Source organism: Streptomyces inhibens (genome assembly GCF_003389455.1).
Lineage (GTDB): Bacteria > Actinomycetota > Actinomycetes > Streptomycetales > Streptomycetaceae > Streptomyces > Streptomyces inhibens.
In genome coordinates, this window is record NZ_QUAC01000077.1 from 1 (window position 1) to 20,595 (window position 20,595).

Here is a 20,595-nt window from a genome sequence, read left to right on the forward strand (position 1 = left end):
CCGCGCGGGGGAATCCTCCGCGCGGGCCCCGCACGCCCTGCTGTACCCTGGCGCCATGCGTGCCGTACGCCTTCTGCTTAGCGGGCCGCGCTGATCAGTACCGACGGATGACAGACCCCGTCGGAATCGGCGCGGCGTCCCCTCCTGTGCGAGGGGCCTTTTTGTTTCCGGCGCGCCGGGAATCGGGCGCGTTTCCGCAGGCAGAGACGATCGATGGAGCTTTGAGGACGATGAGCGAGACGACCAACTCCCCCGCTGCTCATGGCGCGGGAGGTGCCCCCGCCGAGGTGGCAGCGCCGCACCGCTATACGGCCGAGCTGGCCGCCGACATCGAGGCACGCTGGCAGGACTTCTGGGAGACGAACGGGACGTACCACGCCCCGAACGCGAGCGGTTCGCTGGCCGGCGACGCCGAGCTGGTGGCCCGCCCCAAGAAGTTCATCATGGACATGTTCCCCTACCCGTCGGGCGCCGGTCTGCACGTCGGCCACCCGCTGGGCTTCATCGCCACCGACGTCTACGCCCGTTACCAGCGCATGACGGGCCACAACGTCCTGCACACCCTGGGCTTCGACGCGTTCGGCCTGCCCGCCGAGCAGTACGCGGTGCAGACCGGCACCCACCCGCGGGTCTCGACCGAGGCCAACATCGTCAACATGCGGCGCCAGCTGCGCCGCCTGGGCCTGGGCCACGACCAGCGCCGCTCGATCGAGACGATCGACCCGGCGTACTACAAGTGGACCCAGTGGATCTTCCTGCAGATCTTCAACTCCTGGTACGACCCGGAGGCGGACGCGGCCCGCCCGATCGACACCCTGATCGCCCAGTTCGAGGCCGGCACCCGCCAGACCCCCGACGGGCGGGCCTGGGCCGAGCTGAGCGACATCGAGCGGGCCAACGTCCTGGGCGAGTACCGCCTGGCGTACGCCTCGGACGCGCCGGTCAACTGGTGCCCCGGTCTGGGCACGGTGCTGGCCAACGAGGAGGTCACCGCCGAGGGCCGCTCCGAGCGCGGCAACTACCCCGTCTTCAAGTCCAAGCTGCGCCAGTGGAACATGCGCATCACCGCCTACGCCGACCGGCTGCTGAACGACCTGGACGCGCTGGACTGGCCGGAGGCCATCAAGCTGCAGCAGCGCAACTGGATCGGCCGCTCCGAGGGCGCCCGGGTCGACTTCCCGGTGGGCGACGACAAGATCACCGTCTTCACCACCCGCCAGGACACCCTGTTCGGCGCCACGTACATGGTGCTGGCGCCCGAGCACCCGCTGGTCGCCGGCGCGGAGAACGGCACCGGAAGCATCGTCCCGGACGCCTGGCCCGAGGGCACCCACGAGGTGTGGACCGGCGGCCACGCCACCCCGGCCGACGCCGTCGCCGCGTACCGCAAGCAGGCCGCCTCCAAGTCGGACGTCGAGCGGCAGGCCGAGGCCAAGGACAAGACCGGCGTCTTCACCGGCACCTACGCGACCAACCCGGTCAGCGGCGAGCGGATCCCGGTCTTCATCGCCGACTACGTCCTGATGGGCTACGGCACCGGCGCGATCATGGCCGTCCCGGCACACGACTCCCGCGACTTCGCCTTCGCCCGCGCCTTCGAGCTGCCGATGCGCTGTGTCGTCGAGCCGTCCGACGACCGTGGCACGGACGCCTCGACCTGGGACGACGCCTTCTCCTCGTACGACGCCAAGATCGTCAACTCGTCCGCCGTGACGATTTCGCTGGACGGCCTGGGCGTGACCGAGGCCAAGGCGAAGATCACCGAATGGCTGGCCGACCAGGGCATCGGCGAGGGCACCGTCAACTTCCGTCTGCGTGACTGGCTGTTCAGCCGGCAGCGCTACTGGGGCGAGCCGTTCCCGATCGTCTACGGCGAGGACGGCGTCGCGCATGCGCTGCCCGAATCGATGCTGCCGCTGGAGCTGCCCGAGGTCGAGGACTACTCCCCGCGCACCTTCGACCCGGACGACGCCGACACCCAGCCCGAGACCCCGCTGTCCCGCAACGAGGACTGGGTCCATGTCGACCTGGACCTGGGCGACGGCAACGGCGTCAAGCGCTACCGCCGCGAGACCAACACCATGCCCAACTGGGCGGGTTCGTGCTGGTACGAGATGCGCTACCTGGACCCGGACAACAACGACGCGCTGGTCGACCCCGCCATCGAGCAGTACTGGATGGGGCCGCGCGAGGGTCAGCCGGCCGGTGGCGTCGACCTGTACGTGGGCGGCGCCGAGCACGCCGTACTGCACCTGCTGTACGCCCGCTTCTGGTCCAAGGTGCTGCACGACCTGGGCCATGTCTCGTCCTCCGAGCCGTTCCACAAGCTGTACAACCAGGGCATGATCCAGGCCTTCGTCTACCGGGACAGCCGCGGCATCGCCGTCCCGGCCGCCGAGGTCCATGAGCGCGACGGCGCCTACTCCTACAAGGGCCAGAAGGTCAGCCGCGTTCTGGGCAAGATGGGCAAGTCCCTGAAGAACGCCGTCACCCCCGACGAGATCTGTGCCGAGTACGGCGCGGACACCCTGCGCCTGTACGAGATGGCGATGGGCCCGCTGGATGTGTCGCGCCCGTGGGACACCCGTGCGGTCGTCGGCCAGTACCGTCTGCTGCAGCGCCTGTGGCGCAACGTCGTCGACGAGGCGACCGGTGAGGTCACCGTCGTCGACGCCGAGGCGGACGAGGCCACCCTGCGTGCCCTGCACAAGGCCATCGACGGTGTCACCCAGGACATGGCGAACCTGCGCTTCAACACCGCCATCGCCAAGGTGACCGAGCTGAACAACCACCTGACCAAGACGGGCGGCCCGGTCCCGCGGGCGGTCGCGGAGCAGCTGGTGCTGCTGGTCGCCCCGCTGGCGCCGCATATCGCCGAGGAGCTGTGGCGCAAGCTGGGCCACACCGACACCGTGGTCCACGCGGACTTCCCGGTGGCCGACCCGGCGTACGTCGTGGACGAGACCGTGACCTGCGTCGTGCAGATCAAGGGCAAGGTCAAGGCCCGCCTGGAGGTCGCCCCGTCGATCTCCGACGCGGACCTGGAGGCGACCGCACTGGCTGAGCCGGCCGTGGTCGCGGCGCTGAACGGCGCGGGCATCCGGAAGGTGATCGTCCGGGCGCCGAAGCTGGTGAACATCGTGCCGGCGTAGGTGGCCGTGTAGGTGCCGGGGCGCCGGGCGGTTGTCCTGGCGCCCGGGGCGCCTGGCGCGCTATAGGTGGTTTCCCCTACGGGCAGGTTGGGGGTTCATTCGGAACCCGTGACCTGCCCGAGCCGTTTACCGTGGAGGTACAGGGCGCGGGCGAGGAACCGGCGCCGCCGACACGTCTGGGGAGAGCCCATGGAAGCTGCTGTCGCCATCTTCGGGCTGCTCTTCGTTCTGTTCGTCCTGGCCGGGGTGTTCCTGACGGTCAAGGCCGTGAAGGCGGCCAAGCGCGGTGTGGACCGTACGGTCGCCCAGGCCCGCCGGACCGTCGAGGACACCACCCTCCGGGCCCGGCAGTTTGCCCAGCCCGGCGTGGTCGGCGAACTGGCGCAGCTGCGGCTGTCACTGCGTACGTCCATGCGCGCGACCCAGGACGTGCTCCACACCGGCTCCCCGGAGGACGCCTCCCTCAGCGAGGCGATCGGCCTCTTCGAGCGCCTGAGCGCCCATGGCCACGAGCTGGACGACGAGCTCAAGCGCCTGGAACGGGAGCCCGACCGGGCCACCATCGCCGCCCGCCTCCCGGAGCTCCGGGAGCGCATGGAGCGGATCACGCACTCGGCGGAGTCGCTGCGCTGGGCGGCGCGCGACCGGGCGCGGAAGTTCGCGGAAGACGATCTTGAGGCGCTGAGCGACCAGATCGATGTCGAGGCGGGGGCGCTGCGGCATTGGACGCACGACGAAGCGGGGGCCGGGGGCGGTCCCTCGGGCGGTCCCTCGGGCGGCCCCTTGGGCACCGACGCCCGGCCCGGCCCGGCTTCGGATACCGCAGACGGCGGAAACTCCTGGGGCCCGGACCCCGACGCCCCGCAGGCGATCACCGCCCGGGACCCCCGCACCCAGCCGTCGTATCCGTGGCAGAAGGCCCCGCGTACGGAGGGCACGACGACTACGTGAGCATGTAGAAGAGCGGTGACGGGCTGGCTGGGGGCAATGACGATGCCGGCGGGTGGGCTCTTGGCAGAGCCTTGGTGAAACCTGGAAGATCTTGGGGAGGGACCCGCACTGTGCGGTATCCGGATCCCCGGATAACCTCCCAGTCATGTCCCGCCATGTCGCGATCGTCACCGATTCCACGGCCTACTTGCCGCGGGCGGCCATCGAGCGCCACCACATCACGGCCGTGCCGCTGACCGTCGTCCTGGGGGACCAGGCCCTGGAAGAGGGCACCGAGATCTCCGCGAGATCCCTTGCCCAGGCGCTCCAGAAGCGCCGGCCCGTGACAACCTCCCGGCCCAGCCCCACGGTGTTCGCGGAAACCTATCGCGCGGTCGCGGCGGCCGGCGCGACCGGCATCGTCTCGCTCCATCTCTCCTCGGAGTTCTCCGGCACCTACGACGCGGCGGTGCTGGCGGCCAAGGATGCCCCGGTACCCGTACACGTCGTGGACACCGGCATGGTCGCGATGGCCCTCGGTTTCTGCGCCCTCGCCGCCGCGGAGACGGCGGAGGCCGGCGGGGACGTGGACGAAGCGGTCGCCGCAGCGGAGAAGCGCGCCGCGGGCACCTCCGCCTACTTCTACGTCGACACCCTCGACTATCTGCGCCGCGGCGGCCGCATCGGCGCGGCCCAGGCGCTGCTCGGCTCCGCGCTCGCCGTCAAACCGATCCTTCAACTGGCCGACGGGCGGATCGAACTGCTGGAGAAGGTCCGTACGGCCTCCAAGGCCATCGCCCGCCTCGAAGAGATCGCCGCGGAGCGGGCGGGCGAGAGCCAGGTCGATATCGCGGTCCACCATCTCGCGGCGGCGGAGCGCGCGGACGCGCTGGCCCAGCGGCTCCGGGAGCGGGTGCCGGGGCTGAACGAGCTGCATGTGAGCGAGGTCGGCGCGGTGATCGGCGCGCACACGGGGCCGGGGCTGCTGGGGGCTGTGGTTTCGCCGAGGTGAGCGGGGCGGTGGAGCGCCCTGTGGGTGACAAAGTTATCCACAACTGGGGTGCTGTCCACCGACTTTGAGGCCGCTCAGCGAGATCTGCGGGGAGTGCTTAGCGTCAATCGCTATGAACTCTTCTCGATCCGCTTGGTTGGATTCATCGGTGTCGGCGTCGTTGTCGGCATTGGCGTCGGCATCAGCATCGCCATTGGCGTCGCCGTCGGCGGTTGCTTCGGTCTCGCCGGTGTCTGTCCCCTCGGGCCTACCGGGTCCATCGGGCTTGTCGGGCCCACCACGCTTGTCGGGTCCATCGGATCTACCGGGGCCACTCGGCCTGACGGCTCCGTCCGGTGCGGCGGAGCGGCGGGAGTGGGAGCGCGAGCGCGTACGGGCCCGGGTCGCGGCGATCTTCGGCGACGCGGCGGCGACCGCGGGGGCCGAGCCGCCACCTCCTGGGCACGATCCACCGGGCCCGCGCCGTGGGGAGCGGGCGTGGCTCGCGGTGCGCGAACGGCTGCCGCTATGGGTGCAGTTACGGTGCGGCACCGACCCGAAGGCGCTCGCTGCTCTGGTGTTGGTGCTCGTGGTGGCCGTGGGGTTCGCCGTGCAGCATTTCTGGGCCGGGCGCCCCGAGCCGGTACGTGCTCCGGCCGCCGAACGGTCCGTATCGGCGCCCGGCCCCGGTTCCGGACCCGACCCGCGGTCGCCGTCGCTGCCGTCATCGTCCTCGTCCTCGTCCTCGTCCTCCACGGTGCTGGCGAGTGGCCCGCCGGGCGGCGCGGGGCGACAACTGGTCGTCGATGTCGCGGGCAAGGTCCGGAACCCTGGAATCCACCGGATGCCGCCGGGGTCGCGGGTATTCGATGCGCTGCGGGCCGCGGGTGGTGTGCTGCGCGGGGCGAGCACTCGTGGGCTGAACCGGGCGCGCCTGCTGACCGATGGCGAACAGATCGTGGTCGGCGCGGAGGGTGCCGGGACCGGGGGCGGTGCTGGTTCCGGTGATGTGGGGGGTGGCACGGCCGGCAGTGGGTCACCGGGTGCCGGAGGCGGGCCGAGCGGGCCGGTGAGCCTCAATACGGCGACGGAGCAGCAGCTCGACGCCCTCCCCGGAGTGGGGCCCGTCCTGGCGCGCCACATCATCGAATTCCGCACCCAGCACGGCGGGTTCACCTCGGTGGAACAGCTCCGCCAGGTGACCGGCATCGGTGATCGCCGCTTCGCCGATCTGCGCCCCCTGGTGGAGCCATGACCGGCCCTCGCGCCACGGTGCACGCCACGGCGGCGTCGTCGCACGGCGCCTCGGACCCTCGCCAGGACGGCCCGGCCGATCTGCGACTGGTCGCGCCCGCACTGGCGGCCTGGGCAGCCGCGGCGATCTGCCTGGGCGCACCCGGTGGCGGAGTGGCGGTGGCCTGCGGAGTGGCCGTGGTGCTCGCGGCGCTCGCGTTACGGGTGGCCGTAGCCCGTCGCAGTGCGGAGCGAGCGCCGGGGGCGGATGAACCGCCCGGCGTCGAGGTACCGGGTGTCGAGGTACCGGGTGGTGAACCACCGGATGTCGAGCCGCGGCCTGACACCGGCCTGGCCAGGGGAGCGGGGCTGCCCCGTCCCCGATCTCCGCGACTGTGGTCCGCAGGAGCGTTCGTCGCCCTGGCCGCGGTGCTGCTCTGTGCCGCGGCGGGGGCCGCGTCCGCGGCGCTGCATGCGGCGGATGTGCGGCGCGGGCCGCTGCCGGCATCGGCCCGCACCTACGCGCGGGTCACGGCAGAGCTGGAGGTGACCGGCGATCCGCGGCTGACCCGGCCCAAGGTGCGCGGCTCCCAACGGACGCCCCCGGCACTGGTGTTCACCGCCGAGGCCATCCGCGTCATGGCGCCGGACGGTGCGGTGACCGCCGTGCGTACCCCCGTGCTGGTCGTCGTACAGCAGCGTGGTGGGGGCGACGAGGGCGGCGGACGCGACCGGTCGGAGCGCCGTGGCGCGCCCTCGCAGATCCCGGGAGCCGCCTCACGCACCACTGCTGTCACACCGCTGACCGCGACCGACGCCTCACACAACCGGCCCGTCGCCCCACCGCCCACCGTGACCGCCCGGCAAGGCCCAGCCGTCGCCCCACCGTCCCTGGTGACCGCTCCGCACGGCCCAGCCGTCGCCCCATCGCCCGTGGTGACCGCCCCGCATGGCCCAGCCGTCGCCCCACCGCCCCCGATGACCGCCCCGCAAAACCCAGCCGTCACTCCTCCACCCGAGTCGGGATCTGCCCACCACGCCCATGCGAGCAACGGTCCGCTGGCAGCATGGCGCGGGCTGCTGCCATCCACCCGTATTCGCCTCGTGGCCCGCGCCGCGCCACCGCTCTCGCCGACAGACCACGTCGCCGCCGTCCTGCGGGTCACCGACGATGCGCCGCCGGACAAGATCGGTGCGCCGTCCACCCTTCAGCGGCTGGCGGGAAGCCTGCGTACGGGCCTCCGGGAGGCCACCGAAGGGCTCCCTCCCGACGCCCGCGCGCTGCTGCCCGGCCTCGTCGTCGGCGACACCTCCCGTGTGCCACCGGACCTGGACGACGCCTTCCGCGCCACCGATCTGACGCATCTGCTCGCCGTGTCCGGCTCCAACCTGACGATCGTGCTCGCCCTGCTGATCGGCCCGCCTCATCTCGCGACGCGCGCCGAGCGTCGCGGGCTGGCGCCGCGCCTGAGGCTGTCGCTGCGCGGCACCGCCGTCATCGGCGGCGTGCTCGCCCTCGCCTTCGTCGTCGTGTGCCGCCCGGACCCGAGCGTGCTGCGAGCCGCCGCCTGCGGCCTGATCACGCTGCTCGCGATCGGCACCGGCCGCCGTCGCGCGCTGCTCCCCGCACTCGCCGCCGCGGTCCTGCTGCTGGTCCTCTACGACCCCTGGCTCGCCCGTAGTTACGGCTTTCTGCTCTCCGTCCTGGCCACCGGCGCGCTGCTGCTGCTCGCGCCGCGATGGAGCGCGGCCCTCCAGCGGCGCCGGGTGCCAGCCCGCCTCGCCGAGGTGATCGCTGCTGCCGCCGCCGCCCAGGCGGTCTGTGCGCCTGTCGTCGCCGTCCTCGCGGCCCGGGTGGGCCTGGTGGCCGTGCCCTGCAATCTGCTGGCCGAACTGGCCGTGGCCCCCGCGACGGTCCTCGGTTTCGCGGCCCTCGCCGCCGCCCCGCTCGCGCTGCCGGTCGCCCGGGCGCTGGCGTGGTGCGCGGGCTGGCCCACCGAGTGGATCGCCGGCGTCGCCCGTACGGGAGCGGCGCTACCGGGAGCGGAGTTCGGCTGGCCCGGCGGCTGGGCGGGCGGGCTGGTGCTGGCGGCCGCCACGGTGGCGCTGGTGACGGTAGGCCGCAGAGTGCTGCGTCGCCCTTGGCTGTGTGTGCTCTGCGCGCTGGCGGTGATCCTGGCGGTCTGCCGCCCGGCCCCTTTCACCCGCGTCCTCACCGGCTGGCCGCCGCCCGGCTGGCGGGCGGTGGTCTGCGACGTGGGGCAGGGCGACGGCCTGGTGCTGGCAGCCGGCGACGGTACGGCGCTGGTGGTGGACACCGGCCCCGAGCCCCGCGCCATCGACCGCTGCCTCACCGACCTGGGAATCCACCGCATCCCGCTCCTCGTGCTCACCCACTTCCACGCCGATCACGTGGACGGGCTCCCCGGCGTGCTCCGCGGCCGTACGGTCGGTGCGATCGAGACCACGACACTTCAGGACCCGCCGGGACAGGCGCAGTTCGTACGCAACACGGCCGCGGCCGCACGGATTCCGCTCGTCCGCGCCGCCCCGGGGGAGCGGCGCCACCTGGGCCCCCTCACCTGGGAAGTCCTCTGGCCGCCCGCTCCGCCCGCCCTACCCGGCCCTGACGGTCCCAACGACGCCAGCGTCACCCTGCTCGTCCGTACCGGCGGGCTGACCCTCCTCCTGCTCGGAGACCTCGAACCACCTGCCCAGCAAGCGTTGTTGGCGGCTCACCCGGAGCTGGCCACCGTCGATGTCCTCAAGGTGGCGCACCACGGATCCGCCTACCAGGACCCACCGCTGATACGCCGGCTGGCACCGCGCCTGGCGCTGATCTCCTGCGGCGCCGACAACCCGTACGGCCATCCGGCGCCGCGCACCATCGAGGCGCTGCGCGCCCAGGGCGCCCGGGTGCTGCGCACGGACACCGACGGGTCCATCGCGGTCCTGGGCACCCCGGCCAGGCTGTCCGCGACGATCACCGGCGGCCGCCGGGCCGAAGCCCGCCTGCTCAGCGGTCGAAGACGCAGGTCTCGCCGGGCCGGCGGCCGCCGCTCCGGAGTCCCCCCTCCCCGCCTCACGGCCGGCAGACGGCGCCCGGCAGGCTCTGCCGGTCGGCGCACGGCACGTGCTTGTACATCCGCATGATGTTCTTCGCCGTGTCGGAGTCCATGAACGCCAGGAACTTCGCGGTCAGTGAGCCGTCTTCGGGCCGCCCGTACGTGTAGAGGTACTCCACCGTCCAGAAGGGGTAATCGCGTTGCTGTCCCCACTCGATGTCCGGCTCGTGCCCGTTCAGCCGGACGCTGACGACGTGCTGCCGTTGCGCCGCCGCATAGAGCTCGGCGTAACCGATCGCTCCCGGCACCCGGTCCACCGCGTCCAGCAGGCTTTTGGTGCTGTTCACCTCGCAGCGCGTCAGGCGTGCCTGTTCATCGCGGTCCTTGTCGCCGCAGTCGTAGGACGACACGACGCCCGGCTCCGAGCGGTGCAGCACGGATGTCTCGAACGCCCGGCGGGTGCCCGATGCGGCGTCCCGGCTGACGAGGCGGATCGGCAGGTCATTGCCGTGCAACTGCTTCCAGTTGGTGTACGTCCCGTCGTAGATCTTGCGGATCTCCTCGGAGGTGAGGTCGTCGATGCTGGCCTTCTCGTTGGCCACGACACTGAGCACGATGACGCCGACCCGGTCGCCCTCCAGCCGCCGGTAGAGGGACGGCGCCGGCACATCCGATACGGCGATGAAGCCGGGGCCCTCGGCGGTCGCCGGTTTGCCCTCCCGGTTGAGATTGCCCAGGCCGGACAGGCTTCCGCTCCCCAAGACGGTGATCTCGGCGCCCGCGCAGCGGGCCCGGTACTGCCGGGCGATCTCCCGCATCGGCGGCGCGAACGCCGTGGATCCGTCGATGGTCAGTCGCCCGGCGGCGCATTCACCGGGCACCGGCATCACCCGGCCGCTGAGCAGCAGCCCGCCGAGCAGTCCCAGCAGAACGATGAAGGTGCCGCCCAGCGCGAGGCTGAGCTTGCGCGGCCCCCAACGCTGGGCGTTGCGCCGGATCCGCCCGCCGCTGATGAACCCGCCTACGGTCACCGATCCGGCTGCGCTGCCGGTGCGTCCACCCTCGGGGCCGGAGCCGGTTCCGGGACCCGACAGGAGCACCAGCAGCTTGAAGTGATTCCGCTTGTTCAGCGGCACTTTGGGGATGAACAGCCGTCCCCCGTCGTGCCGCAGCCCGCCGCCGTTGCGGGTCAGCATGCCCACCAGATCCGTCGGATTGGCGTCCGGCACCTCGACCCCGATGACCGTACGGCCGACGAACTCGACCGTCAGCGGCTCCTGATAGTCCTGCCGGACGATGTCCTTGCCACCGTCGTTCTCGAACCGCAACAGCGCCAGCGTCGCATCGTTGATCTCCTGGTCCTGCCGCAGCAGCCGCAACTGCACCAGACTGTGGGCGTCTTGGGGATTCATCCCGATCGCCGTGTCCATCTGCACGCGGTAGCCGATCCGCTTACGGCCCGGCAGGAACCGCTCAACGGCCCAGACGACAGCCGTCGCCACAAGCCCGGCCGCGGTCAGGATCGTCTCGGTGTCCGGCAGAGCCACGGCAACCTCGCACAGGTGAACGGACAGCAGGATGCCAGCACCTTAAGGACGCCCACCCCGCCCCGAGAGCCCTTCGACAGCCCGTCACCAGAGGTTCATCAGTCGTCTTCCGGCCTCGTCAGCCGAATCTCGCCCCTACCGCTCATCGGTCGGCCGGCGGCGCCCTCGGCGTGGTCCTGGGGCCGGTCTCCGCCTCCCAGTCGCCCTATGGCCCGAATGAACCGGGTGCGCGATAGCGGCGGGGCGGGCCAGATCGGTCAGGTGGACCAGAGAGGTCTGTGAATGGGACAGGCCAGGTGAACCGCATAGGTCCGGTGAACCGCATAGGCCAGGCGAACGACATAGGTTCCGGTGAAATGGGTGGGGTGGAGGAATCAGGATCTGTAGACTCCAGATTATGAGGATGAGTGAAGGCGTCGAGTGGGGCCTGCACTGTTGTGTGACGTTGGCCTGGCTCGATGGGGAAGGGCCGGTGTCCACCGCTCGGCTGGCGGCTTCGTTCGAGTTGCCGGCGGCCTACTTGAACAAGCGGCTGCAAGCGCTGGTCCGGGCCGGGATCCTGAGTTCGACGCCCGGGGCGCGGGGCGGCTTCCGTTTGGCGCGGCCGCCGGAGCGGATCACCCTCATGGATGTGGTCGCTGCGATCGAGGGCACCGACGATGCCTTTCGTTGTACCGAGATCCGTCAGCAGGGGGCCGGGGCCGAGGCGTCCGGCAGGGAGTTCGGTCGGCCCTGCGGCATCTCCACGGCGATGCGCAAGGCCGAGCTGGCCTGGCGCCGTGAGCTGGCCGCACAGACCATTGCCGACGTCATCGCCGGTACACCGGCATCGGCGGCGGAACGCACCCGCCGCTGGTTCGCTTCGGAGAGGAAACACACTTGATGGACACCGCTGCCGCCAACGCCTACCTCGACCGTATGGGCGCCGCCCGCCCCGCCTCTCCCGATGCCGACGGGCTGCGTGCGCTGCACCTGAGTCATTTGCGCACCGTCCCCTTCGAGAACCTCTCCATCCACCTGGGTGAGGAGATCGTGCTCGCGGAGCAGTCGTTGCTGGACAAGATCGTCGGTGCCCGGCGTGGTGGGTTCTGTTATGAGCTCAACGGCGCTTTCGCCCTGTTGCTGGGCGCCCTCGGCTATGAGGTCGAGATGCTGTCCGCCCGCGTGTTCGGCCCCAACGGGCTCGGCATTCCGTACGACCACCTTGCGCTGCGGGTTCATACGCCGAGCGGGCCGTGGCTGGCGGACGTCGGGTTCGGCAGGAACAGCCACTTTCCGCTGCGGTTGGACAGCCGTGCCGAGCAGACCGATCCGGGCGGTGTGTTCCAGATTGTGGAGACGACGGAAGGTGATCTTGATGTCCTGAGGGGCGGTGTCCCGCAGTACCGTCTTGAGCAACGTCCGCGTGCGTTCGCGGAGTTCGAGGTCGGCTGCTGGTGGAACCGGACCTCGCCCACGTCGCACTTCACACAGTCCCTGGTGTGCTCACGGCTGACGGAGACCGGCCGGGTCACGCTCTCCGGCCGTACGTTGGTGATCACCGGGGCGGACGGGGCGCGTGAGGAGCGTCAGGTGGGTGAGGACGAGGTCCTCGCCGCCTACCAGGAACACTTCGGGATTGCGCTGGAGCGGGAGCCCGAGGTGGCGGCCGCCGGCGCGGATCTCCGGGCGCGTGGGGTGGGCGCCCAGCCGTAGCGTCTCGGCTTCCGATCCCTGATCCCCGATCCCCGATCCCTGATCCCCGATCCCCGATCCTTGATCCCCGGCCCCCGGCCCCCGGCGTGCGGCCTGCGGTCTGGGTTCGATGGGCTTGTGGCCCATGGACCTGTGGTCTCTGGGCGGTGTCTAGTCGGCCTCGCGCCAGCCCTCGTACTCCGCGGCCAGACCGTCCAGCAGCGCCGGGTCATGGGTGGCGTCCGGGTCCTCGACCACCACGAGCCACTGTGCGTCCTCGGCGTCGTCCTCACCGGCCAGGGCGTCCCGTACGAGCTGGGGTTCCTCGGTGACACCGAAGCGTTCGGTCAGGGCCTCGGCCACCTCTTCCGCCGCGTCGCGGTCGGGCAGGACCAGTACGTGTCGTACGGGCCGCAGCTGTCGTTCGGGGGGTGCCTGTCGTGTGTCTCGTCGGTGGGGGGCAGCAGCATCATTCACCTGACCATTGTCCGGTAGGGGATGGGGATGCTGTCGGGTGGGGAGGGGCGGACCCTGGGCCGGAGAGCGGGCCGGAGAGCGGGCCGGAGAGCGGGCCGGAGAGCGGGCCGGAGAGCCGGCCGGGGAGCGGGCCGGAGAGCCGGCCGGGGAGCTGTGAGGGGAACGGTCGGGGGAGTGGGCCGGGCGGCGTTGTCAGTGGGGCGTGGGATGCTGGGTCGCGATGGCCAGGAAGACAGCTAACGACGACCCGCTTGCCCCCGTGACGATCGCGGTGGGCCAGGAAGACCTGCTGCTGGATCGTGCGATGCAGCAGGTGGTGGCGGCTGCCCGCGCGGCCGACGCGGACACCGATGTGCGCGACCTCACCCCCGATCAGCTCCAGCCCGGCACCCTGGCCGAGCTGACCAGCCCCTCGCTCTTCGCCGAGCGCAAGGTTGTGGTGGTGCGGGCGGCCCAGGATCTGTCCGCAGACACCATCAAGGACGTCAAGGCGTATCTCGGCTCGCCCGCCGAGGAGATCACGCTGGTGCTGATGCATGCGGGCGGCGCCAAGGGGAAGGGCCTGCTGGACGCTGCCCGTAAGGCCGGGGCGCGGGAAGTGGCCTGCCCGAAGATGACCAAGCCGGCCGACCGGCTGGCGTTTGTGCGGGGCGAGTTCCGTGCGGTCGGGCGTTCGGCGACGCCCGAAGCCTGCCAGTCGCTGGTCGATGCGATCGGCAGCGATCTGCGTGAGCTGGCGTCGGCCTGTTCGCAGCTGGCGGCCGATGTCGAGGGCACGATCGACGAGGCCATCGTGGCGCGCTACTACACGGGCCGGGCCGAGGCATCGAGTTTCACCGTTGCGGACCGTGCGGTCGAGGGGCGGGCCGCCGAGGCGCTGGAGGCGCTGCGGTGGGCGATCGCGACCGGCGTCGCCCCCGTCATGATCACCAGCGCTCTTGCCCAGGGCGTCCGCGCCATCGGCAAACTGGCTTCCGCCCCGCGCGGCGCCCGCCCCGGCGACCTCGCCCGCGACCTCGGCATGCCGCCCTGGAAGATCGACCGGGTACGCCAGCAGATGCGCGGCTGGTCGGCGGACGGCGTGGCGACGGCGCTGCGTGCGGTCGCGGCGGCCGATGCGGGAGTGAAGGGCGGCGGGGACGATCCGGGGTACGCCCTGGAGAAGGCCGTTGTCGCCATTGCCCGGGCGGCTCGGTCGCGGTGATCTTGGTGGGGCCGATCACCACACCCGTCACCCCTCACCACTACCGCTACCGCGAGCGCTGCAGCCGCTTGAGTGTCTCCGTGGCGCTGGTCTTCAGCATCGTGGCCACCTCGGCGGAGGTCGGCTGCTTGCCGGTGCTGCTGCTCGACGCGTAGCTCGACCACGTGGACTGGTACGTCATCCAGCCGTCCCGGACGCCGAGGATCACGTACGAGCCGGTGCTACTGCTGCCCTGGTCGTTCCGGGTGACCAGGTAGGCCTCGTCGCCGATGCCCGGTACGGACTCGACCTTGTAGCCGACCGAGGTGTCCTGCTTCTCGTACGAGCGGTAGCCGTCGGCGAACTCCGGTGCCGGGTCGGTCTTCTTGTGCAGCGTGGCGGTGTTGTAGAGCCAGATCGAGGAGTAGTCGGAGCTGCTCGCGTTCTCCTGCTCCAGTGTGACGTTGCACCACATGGTGTCCAGCGAGTTCTGCTGGGCGCCGCTGTGCTGTGGGTTGGCGTCCTTCGAGGCTGTGCCGGTGCTCGCCTTGGTCTTGTAGTGGGCGTTCTCGAAGGAGGTCAACGAGGTGTCCGCGCACAGATCGCTGGTGTAGCCGTAGCCCGCGAGATCGGGGCTGGGCTCGGAGGAGAAGCCGCCGGTGGCGAACAATACGGAGCCCCAGATCGCGGAGGCGGCGACCACGCCGCCGATCGCCCAGAGCCAGCCGGACAAGCCCCGGCCCGTACCGCCGGCTGCGCCGGGCGGCCCTACGGGTGGGGCGGGTATGCCGGGTGCCGGATAGCCGTAGCCGCCGCCCGGCGCCTGCGGCGGGGGCGGCTGTGCGTACGGGTTCTGCTGCGCGGGCACCGGATTCTGCGGTGCGGGCACCTGGCCGTAGGGATTGGGCTGCGGCGGGTAGGGATTGTTCTGGTCCCCCGAGATGGACATGGCCGCAGCGTAGCGGACACCGGCGCATGTGAACCCGGGCCTGCGGCAAGGGCGGTCGGCTTCGGCGCGGTAGTGACGGGCCTTGGCACTGTCAGGCGCCACCCCGGCAACAAACGACCGCGCCAGCGACAAAAGACCCAGCTGGAACAACGCGCCCGCCATCAACAAACGACCGCGCCAGCGACAAACGACCCCGCTGGAACAGTGGGCCCGCCAGCGACAAAAGACCCCGCTGGAACAATGGGCCCGCCAGCGACAAACAACCGCGCCAGCAACAAACAGCCGCGCCAGCGCCAATACACCCGCCAGGAAAAAGGACCCCACCAGCAACAAAAGGCCCTGCCAGCAACAAAAGACCCCGCCGCCCCTGGGGAAGGGGCAAGGCGGGGCCTTCATATCAAGCGATTGTGGCTTCGTCGGCGGTGACCGCCGGGTGAGCCGGGTGCGCCGCACCCGCGTGGCGAACGCAGGCCGTGTGCGGCGCGGTGGTGCACCGATCAGGGAGCGGAGAGAGGGGCCGCTGGGTCCCTGGCGGCAGAGCTCATAGTTACTGCGCTGTGTGCACAGATACCGCAGCTATTGCGGTGGGATGAAGGTCAGGCCCCATACGGGACGACGATCTTCATCTGGAGGGGAAGGTCAGGCCTTGAGGGCCGCGACCTTCTTCGCCAGCGCCGACTTCTTGTTGGCGGCGGCGTTCTTGTGGATGACACCCTTGCTGACGGCCTTGTCGAGCTTCTTGGCCGCCTCGGCCTGGGCGACGGTGGCCTTCTGCAGGTCACCGGCCTCCACGGCCTCACGGGTACGACGGATCGAGGTCTTCAGAGCGGACTTGACAGCCTTGTTGCGCTGACGAGCCTTCTCGTTGGTCTTGATCCGCTTCATCTGGGACTTGATGTTCGCCACGAAAGAGCCTTTTCAGGTTCGTTGGAGTTTCGAGTTGCGCCGCGCACCAAAGAGGGCACGAAGCGCAGTGGACCAGGCTACCAGCAGGCTCTACGCCGCCCCAAACCGGCCGCCCGAAGCTGCCCACTCCCCGCCCGAAGCCCTCCCGCTCCGCCCAAACCGGACCAGGTCCCTCGCTCATGGGACCATGGGGGGAGACGTCACATACCCGAGTCCCGCCTACCCGCGTTCACTGAATGGACCCTGCGTGCCCGCGACCCCTACGAACGTGCCGGAGCCGAGCCGTACCGATCCGGCCCTCCTCCGTAACTTCTGCATCATCGCGCACATCGACCACGGCAAGTCGACGCTCGCCGACCGGATGCTCCAGCTCACCGGTGTCGTCGACCAGCGGCAGATGCGCGCGCAGTATCTCGACCGCATGGACATCGAGCGCGAGCGCGGCATCACGATCAAGTCCCAGGCGGTCCGGCTGCCCTGGGCCCCTTCCGAGGGTGAAGAGGCAAGTGGCACGACCCACATCCTCAACATGATCGACACCCCGGGCCACGTCGACTTCACCTACGAGGTCTCCCGCTCGCTCGCCGCGTGCGAGGGCTGCGTTCTCCTCGTCGACGCCGCTCAGGGCATCGAGGCCCAGACCCTCGCCAACCTCTACCTGGCGATGGAGAACGACCTCACGATCATCCCCGTCCTCAACAAGATCGACCTGCCGGCCGCGCAGCCCGAGAAGTTCGCCGCCGAGCTGGCGAATCTGGTCGGCTGCGAGCCCGAGGACGTGCTGAGGGTCTCCGCCAAGACCGGCGTCGGCGTGCCCGAGCTGCTGGACAAGGTCGTCCGCGAGGTGCCGGCCCCGGTCGGCGTCAAGGACGCCCCTGCCCGCGCGATGATCTTCGACTCGGTCTACGACGCCTACCGCGGTGTCGTGACGTACGTGAAGGTCGTCGACGGCACGCTCAGCAAGCGTGAGCGCATCAAGATGATGTCCACGGGTGCGGCGCACGAGCTGCTGGAGATCGGTACGAATTCGCCCGAGATGAAGTCGGCGGACGGGCTGTCCGTCGGCGAGGTGGGTTACCTCATCACCGGTGTGAAGGACGTCCGGCAGTCCAAGGTCGGTGACACGATCACCCAGCTCAGCAAGGGTGCCGAGGTGCCGCTGGGCGGCTACAAGGACCCCAAGCCGATGGTGTTCTCGGGCCTGTACCCGCTGGACGGCTCGGACTACCCGGAGCTGCGTGACGCCCTGGACAAGCTGCAGCTCAACGACGCCGCGCTGGTCTACGAACCGGAGACCTCCGCGGCCCTGGGCTTCGGCTTCCGCGTCGGCTTCCTGGGTCTGCTGCACCTGGAGGTCATCCGCGAGCGTCTGGAGCGCGAGTTCGGCCTCGATCTGATCGCCACCGCTCCGAACGTGGTCTACCGCGTGGAGATGGAGGACGGCGCCGAGCACGAGGTCACCAACCCGAGCGAGTTCCCGACGGGCAAGATCGACAAGGTGCACGAGCCGGTCGTACGGGCCACGGTCCTGGCGCCCAGCGAGTTCATCGGCGCGATCATGGAGCTGTGCCAGAACCGCCGCGGCAACCTGCTCGGCATGGACTACCTCTCCGAGGACCGGGTCGAGATCCGCTACACCCTGCCGCTCGCCGAGGTCGTCTTCGACTTCTTCGACCAGCTCAAGTCCAAGACCCGTGGCTACGCCTCGCTGGACTACGAGCCCACCGGCGAGCAGGCCGCCGACCTGGTCAAGGTCGACATCCTGCTGCACGGGGACAAGGTCGACGCGTTCTCCGCCATCACGCACAAGGACAAGGCGTACGCGTACGGCGTGCGGCTGGTCGCCAAGCTGCGTGAGCTGATCCCGCGGCAGAGCTTCGAGGTGCCGATCCAGGCCGCCATCGGCAGCCGGGTCATCGCCCGTGAGACGGTCCGCGCCATCCGCAAGGACGTCCTCGCCAAGTGCTACGGCGGTGACATCTCCCGTAAGCGGAAGCTGCTGGAGAAGCAGAAGGAAGGCAAGAAGCGGATGAAGATGGTCGGCAGCGTGGAGGTCCCGCAGGACGCCTTCATCGCGGTGCTGTCCTCGGACTCCGACGGTGACGCGAAGGCGAAGAAGTAAGAAGCAGCAAGAAGCAGCAAGAAGCGGTAAGAAGCAGTAAGAGGCAGTACGCCGAGCGGTGAGCCGACAGGGCGCCGGTCCCCCAGGGGGCCGGCGCCCTGTCGCTTGCCCGGAGCGTGGCGCGGCGGCGCGCGCACGCATCGGAATGAATGCGGAGCGTGGCGCTCCGCGATGCCCCGGTCCGCGCCCGCCCCGTGTGGTCTGGTGTGGGGTGATCGGCGCGGCTCGCTATCGGGCTTTGCGCGTGCTACGTACACCTATCGCACTGGTCACATCGTGAACCAGTCGGCCGTAGCCCCTTACGCGTCGGCGCAACGCGCTCTAGTCTGATCACTGCTCAAGGTTACTCGCGAGTCACCAGCAACGAAGCGGGCCCCGGAGGACGCCGTGACGGACATCCACACGCTGATCGAAAGCCGGCCGCCTTCGGTGGCAAACCTCTTCCTGGAGCGGGTCGCGGCCACGCCCGATATCGAGGCCTATCGCTATCCGGTCCCGCCCTCCCCCCTGGTCTCGGCTTCGCTCGACCAGGGGGGTACCCCCACGGGCCAGGGGCCGGACGACTGGAAGGCGATCACCTGGGCCCAGGCCGCGGACCGCGTCTACGCCGTGGCCGCCGGGCTCATCGCGCTCGGCGTACGGCCCGAGGAGCGGGTGGCGCTGGCCGCCAACACCCGCGTCGAATGGATCCTGGCCGACCTCGGTGTGCTGTGCTCCGGCGCCGCCACCACCACGGTCTACCCCAGCACCAACGCCGAGGAGACCGCGTACATCCTGGCGGACTCCGGCAGCCGGGTGCTGATCGCGGAGGACGCCGGTCAGCTCGCCAAGGCGCGTGAGCGGCGCGCGGAGCTGCCCGAACTGGCGCATGTCGTCGTGATCGACGAGGCGGACGCCGAGCCCGCGGAGGACGACCCCGAGGGCTTTGTGCTCACCCTCGCCGAGCTGGAGAAGCGCGGCACCGCCCATCTGGAGAAGCACCCGGAGTGCGTCAAGGAGCGGGTCGCCGCGCTGCGCGCCGACCAGCTGGCGACGCTGATCTACACCTCCGGGACCACCGGCCGCCCCAAGGGCGTACGGCTGCCGCACGACTGCTGGGCGTACATGGCCCGCGCGATCCAGGCGACCGGGCTGGTCACCGAGGACGATGTGCAGTATCTGTGGCTCCCGCTGGCGCATGTCTTCGGCAAGGTGCTCACCGCGGGGCAGATCGCTACCGGCCAGGTCATCGCCGTCGACGGCCGGGTCGACAAGATCATCGAGAATCTGCCGGTCGTCCGCCCCACGTACATGGCGGCCGTGCCGCGGATCTTCGAGAAGGTCTACAACGGCGTCGCGGCCAAGGCCCGGCAGGGCGGCGGGGCCAAGTACAAGATCTTCCAGTGGGCGGCAGAGGTGGCCCGCGAGTACGCCAAGGTCTCGCAGGACAACTTCCGGCGCACCGGCAACGCCTCGGTGCCCTTCGTGCTCGGCGCCAAGCACAAGGTCGCCGATGCGCTCGTCTACGCCAAGCTGCGGGACGCGTTCGGCGGCCGGCTGCGCGCCGCCGTCTCCGGCTCGGCCGCGCTCTCTCCGGAGATCGGCTACTTCTTCTCCGGCGCCGGCATCCACATCCTGGAGGGCTACGGCCTGACGGAGTCCAGCGCCGCCAGCTTCATCAACCCCGGCGAGGCCTACCGGACCGGAACGGTCGGCAAGCCGCTGCCCGGCACCGAGGTCCGGATCGCCGAGGACGGCGAGATCCTGCTGCGCGGCCCCGGCATCATGCAGGGCTACCACGGCCTGCCGGACAAGACCGCCGAAGTCCTGGAGGAGGACGGCTGGTTCCACACCGGCGACATCGGCGAGCTGTCCCCGGACGGCTATCTGCGGATCACCGACCGCAAGAAGGACCTGATCAAGACCTCGGGTGGGAAGTACATCGCGCCGGCCGAGGTGGAGGGCCAGTTCAAGGCGGTCTGTCCGTTCGTCTCCAATGTGCTGGTGCACGGCGCCAACCGGAACTTCTGCACTGCGCTGATCGCCCTCGACGAGCCGACGATCATGGGCTGGGCGAAGGAGCACGGTCTGGAGGGCAAGACCTACGCCGAGGTCGTCGCCACCGACCGGACCCGTGAGCTGATCGACGGCTATGTCGAGCGGGTCAACGAAGGCTTGCAGCGCTGGCAGCAGATCCGCAAGTTCCGGCTGCTCCCGCGTGACCTGGACATCGAGCACGGTGAGGTGACCCCCAGCCTCAAGATCAAGCGGCCGGTGGTGGAGCGGGCGTTCAAGGATCTGCTGGAGGAGATGTACGCGGGAGCGCGCGAGGCATAGGCGCGCCGTGGCGCCCACGGTGCGGACCAGGTTGGTCCGCACCGCGGCGC

14 protein-coding genes are annotated in these 20,595 nt (G+C 70.4%); 10 read left to right on the forward strand and 4 right to left on the reverse strand.

Annotated features, from left to right (window positions below):
- The first annotated feature begins 230 nt into the window (after positions 1 to 230).
- From DY245_RS10735 to DY245_RS10755, 5 genes are all read left to right on the forward strand, one after another.
- A complete protein-coding gene (locus DY245_RS10735; protein ID WP_128506014.1) occupies positions 231 to 3,152 on the forward strand; it encodes a leucine--tRNA ligase in 2,922 nt (973 codons plus the stop codon).
- A 189-nt stretch (positions 3,153 to 3,341) separates the two neighbouring features.
- Positions 3,342 to 4,103 (forward strand): hypothetical protein, encoded by a 762-nt coding sequence (locus tag DY245_RS10740; protein ID WP_128506016.1) that lies wholly within the window; start codon positions 3,342 to 3,344, stop codon positions 4,101 to 4,103.
- A gap of 145 nt (positions 4,104 to 4,248) precedes the next feature.
- Entirely contained in the window at positions 4,249 to 5,094 is an 846-nt protein-coding gene (locus DY245_RS10745; RefSeq protein ID WP_128506018.1) for a DegV family protein, read from the forward strand.
- A 283-nt stretch (positions 5,095 to 5,377) separates the two neighbouring features.
- Complete coding sequence (locus DY245_RS10750) at positions 5,378 to 6,328, forward strand: ComEA family DNA-binding protein (RefSeq protein WP_244942973.1); 951 nt, start codon at positions 5,378 to 5,380, stop codon at positions 6,326 to 6,328.
- Positions 6,325 to 9,459 carry a ComEC/Rec2 family competence protein gene (locus DY245_RS10755; RefSeq protein WP_425329365.1) on the forward strand — a complete coding sequence of 1,045 codons (3,135 nt, stop codon included), beginning with the start codon at positions 6,325 to 6,327 and terminating at the stop codon, positions 9,457 to 9,459. The genes DY245_RS10750 and DY245_RS10755 overlap by 4 nt, the downstream gene beginning before the upstream one ends.
- On the opposite strand, the gene DY245_RS10760 is transcribed toward DY245_RS10755, so the two are convergent.
- Entirely contained in the window at positions 9,389 to 10,918 is a 1,530-nt protein-coding gene (locus DY245_RS10760; protein ID WP_128506020.1) for a substrate-binding domain-containing protein, read from the reverse strand. The genes DY245_RS10755 and DY245_RS10760 overlap by 71 nt on opposite strands.
- Before the next feature lie 397 nt (positions 10,919 to 11,315).
- On the opposite strand from DY245_RS10760, the gene DY245_RS10765 reads away from it, so the two are divergent.
- Both DY245_RS10765 and DY245_RS10770 read left to right on the forward strand, forming a co-directional pair.
- On the forward strand, positions 11,316 to 11,801 hold the full coding sequence (locus DY245_RS10765) for an RrF2 family transcriptional regulator (RefSeq protein WP_128506022.1): 486 nt from the start codon (positions 11,316 to 11,318) through the stop codon (positions 11,799 to 11,801).
- Positions 11,801 to 12,613, forward strand: coding sequence for an arylamine N-acetyltransferase family protein (locus DY245_RS10770; RefSeq protein ID WP_128506024.1), 813 nt, complete (start codon positions 11,801 to 11,803; stop codon positions 12,611 to 12,613). Before DY245_RS10765 ends, DY245_RS10770 begins: the two co-directional genes overlap by 1 nt.
- Before the next feature lie 150 nt (positions 12,614 to 12,763).
- On the opposite strand, the gene DY245_RS10775 is transcribed toward DY245_RS10770, so the two are convergent.
- A complete protein-coding gene (locus DY245_RS10775) occupies positions 12,764 to 13,009 on the reverse strand; it encodes a hypothetical protein (RefSeq protein WP_128506198.1) in 246 nt (81 codons plus the stop codon).
- Positions 13,010 to 13,289: 280 nt separating this feature from the next.
- On the opposite strand from DY245_RS10775, the gene holA reads away from it, so the two are divergent.
- Entirely contained in the window at positions 13,290 to 14,273 is a 984-nt protein-coding gene (holA, locus tag DY245_RS10780) for a DNA polymerase III subunit delta (RefSeq protein WP_128506026.1), read from the forward strand.
- 46 nt (positions 14,274 to 14,319) lie between these two features.
- Here holA and DY245_RS10785 read toward each other — a convergent pair whose 3' ends face one another.
- Both DY245_RS10785 and rpsT read right to left on the reverse strand, forming a co-directional pair.
- Entirely contained in the window at positions 14,320 to 15,201 is an 882-nt protein-coding gene (locus tag DY245_RS10785; protein WP_244942974.1) for a hypothetical protein, read from the reverse strand.
- Positions 15,202 to 15,840: 639 nt separating this feature from the next.
- On the reverse strand, positions 15,841 to 16,107 hold the full coding sequence (gene rpsT / locus DY245_RS10790; RefSeq protein WP_128506029.1) for a 30S ribosomal protein S20: 267 nt from the start codon (positions 16,105 to 16,107) through the stop codon (positions 15,841 to 15,843).
- 247 nt (positions 16,108 to 16,354) lie between these two features.
- Between rpsT and lepA the strand changes: the two genes are divergently transcribed.
- Both lepA and DY245_RS10800 read left to right on the forward strand, forming a co-directional pair.
- The gene (gene lepA, locus DY245_RS10795; protein WP_128506031.1) at positions 16,355 to 18,229 is read left to right on the forward strand and encodes a translation elongation factor 4; all 1,875 of its coding nucleotides are present in this window, start codon (positions 16,355 to 16,357) and stop codon (positions 18,227 to 18,229) included.
- A 387-nt stretch (positions 18,230 to 18,616) separates the two neighbouring features.
- Positions 18,617 to 20,545: an AMP-dependent synthetase/ligase gene (locus DY245_RS10800; RefSeq protein ID WP_128506033.1), complete on the forward strand. Its 1,929-nt coding sequence runs from the start codon at positions 18,617 to 18,619 to the stop codon at positions 20,543 to 20,545.
- Positions 20,546 to 20,595: the final 50 nt, after the last annotated feature.

Excerpts from the sequence above, each read along its gene's own strand:
- DY245_RS10735 (WP_128506014.1), top strand. The coding sequence starts at position 231 with ATGAGCGAGACGACCAACTCCCCCGCTGCTCATGGCGCGGGAGGTGCC.
- DY245_RS10765 (WP_128506022.1), top strand. The coding sequence starts at position 11,316 with ATGAGGATGAGTGAAGGCGTCGAGTGGGGCCTGCACTGTTGTGTGACG.
- DY245_RS10770 (WP_128506024.1), top strand. The coding sequence starts at position 11,801 with ATGGACACCGCTGCCGCCAACGCCTACCTCGACCGTATGGGCGCCGCC.
- holA (WP_128506026.1), top strand. The coding sequence starts at position 13,290 with ATGGCCAGGAAGACAGCTAACGACGACCCGCTTGCCCCCGTGACGATC.
- DY245_RS10755 (WP_425329365.1), top strand. The coding sequence starts at position 6,325 with ATGACCGGCCCTCGCGCCACGGTGCACGCCACGGCGGCGTCGTCGCAC.
- DY245_RS10745 (WP_128506018.1), top strand. The coding sequence starts at position 4,249 with ATGTCCCGCCATGTCGCGATCGTCACCGATTCCACGGCCTACTTGCCG.
- DY245_RS10740 (WP_128506016.1), top strand. The coding sequence starts at position 3,342 with ATGGAAGCTGCTGTCGCCATCTTCGGGCTGCTCTTCGTTCTGTTCGTC.
- DY245_RS10785 (WP_244942974.1), bottom strand. The coding sequence starts at position 15,201 with ATGTCCATCTCGGGGGACCAGAACAATCCCTACCCGCCGCAGCCCAAT.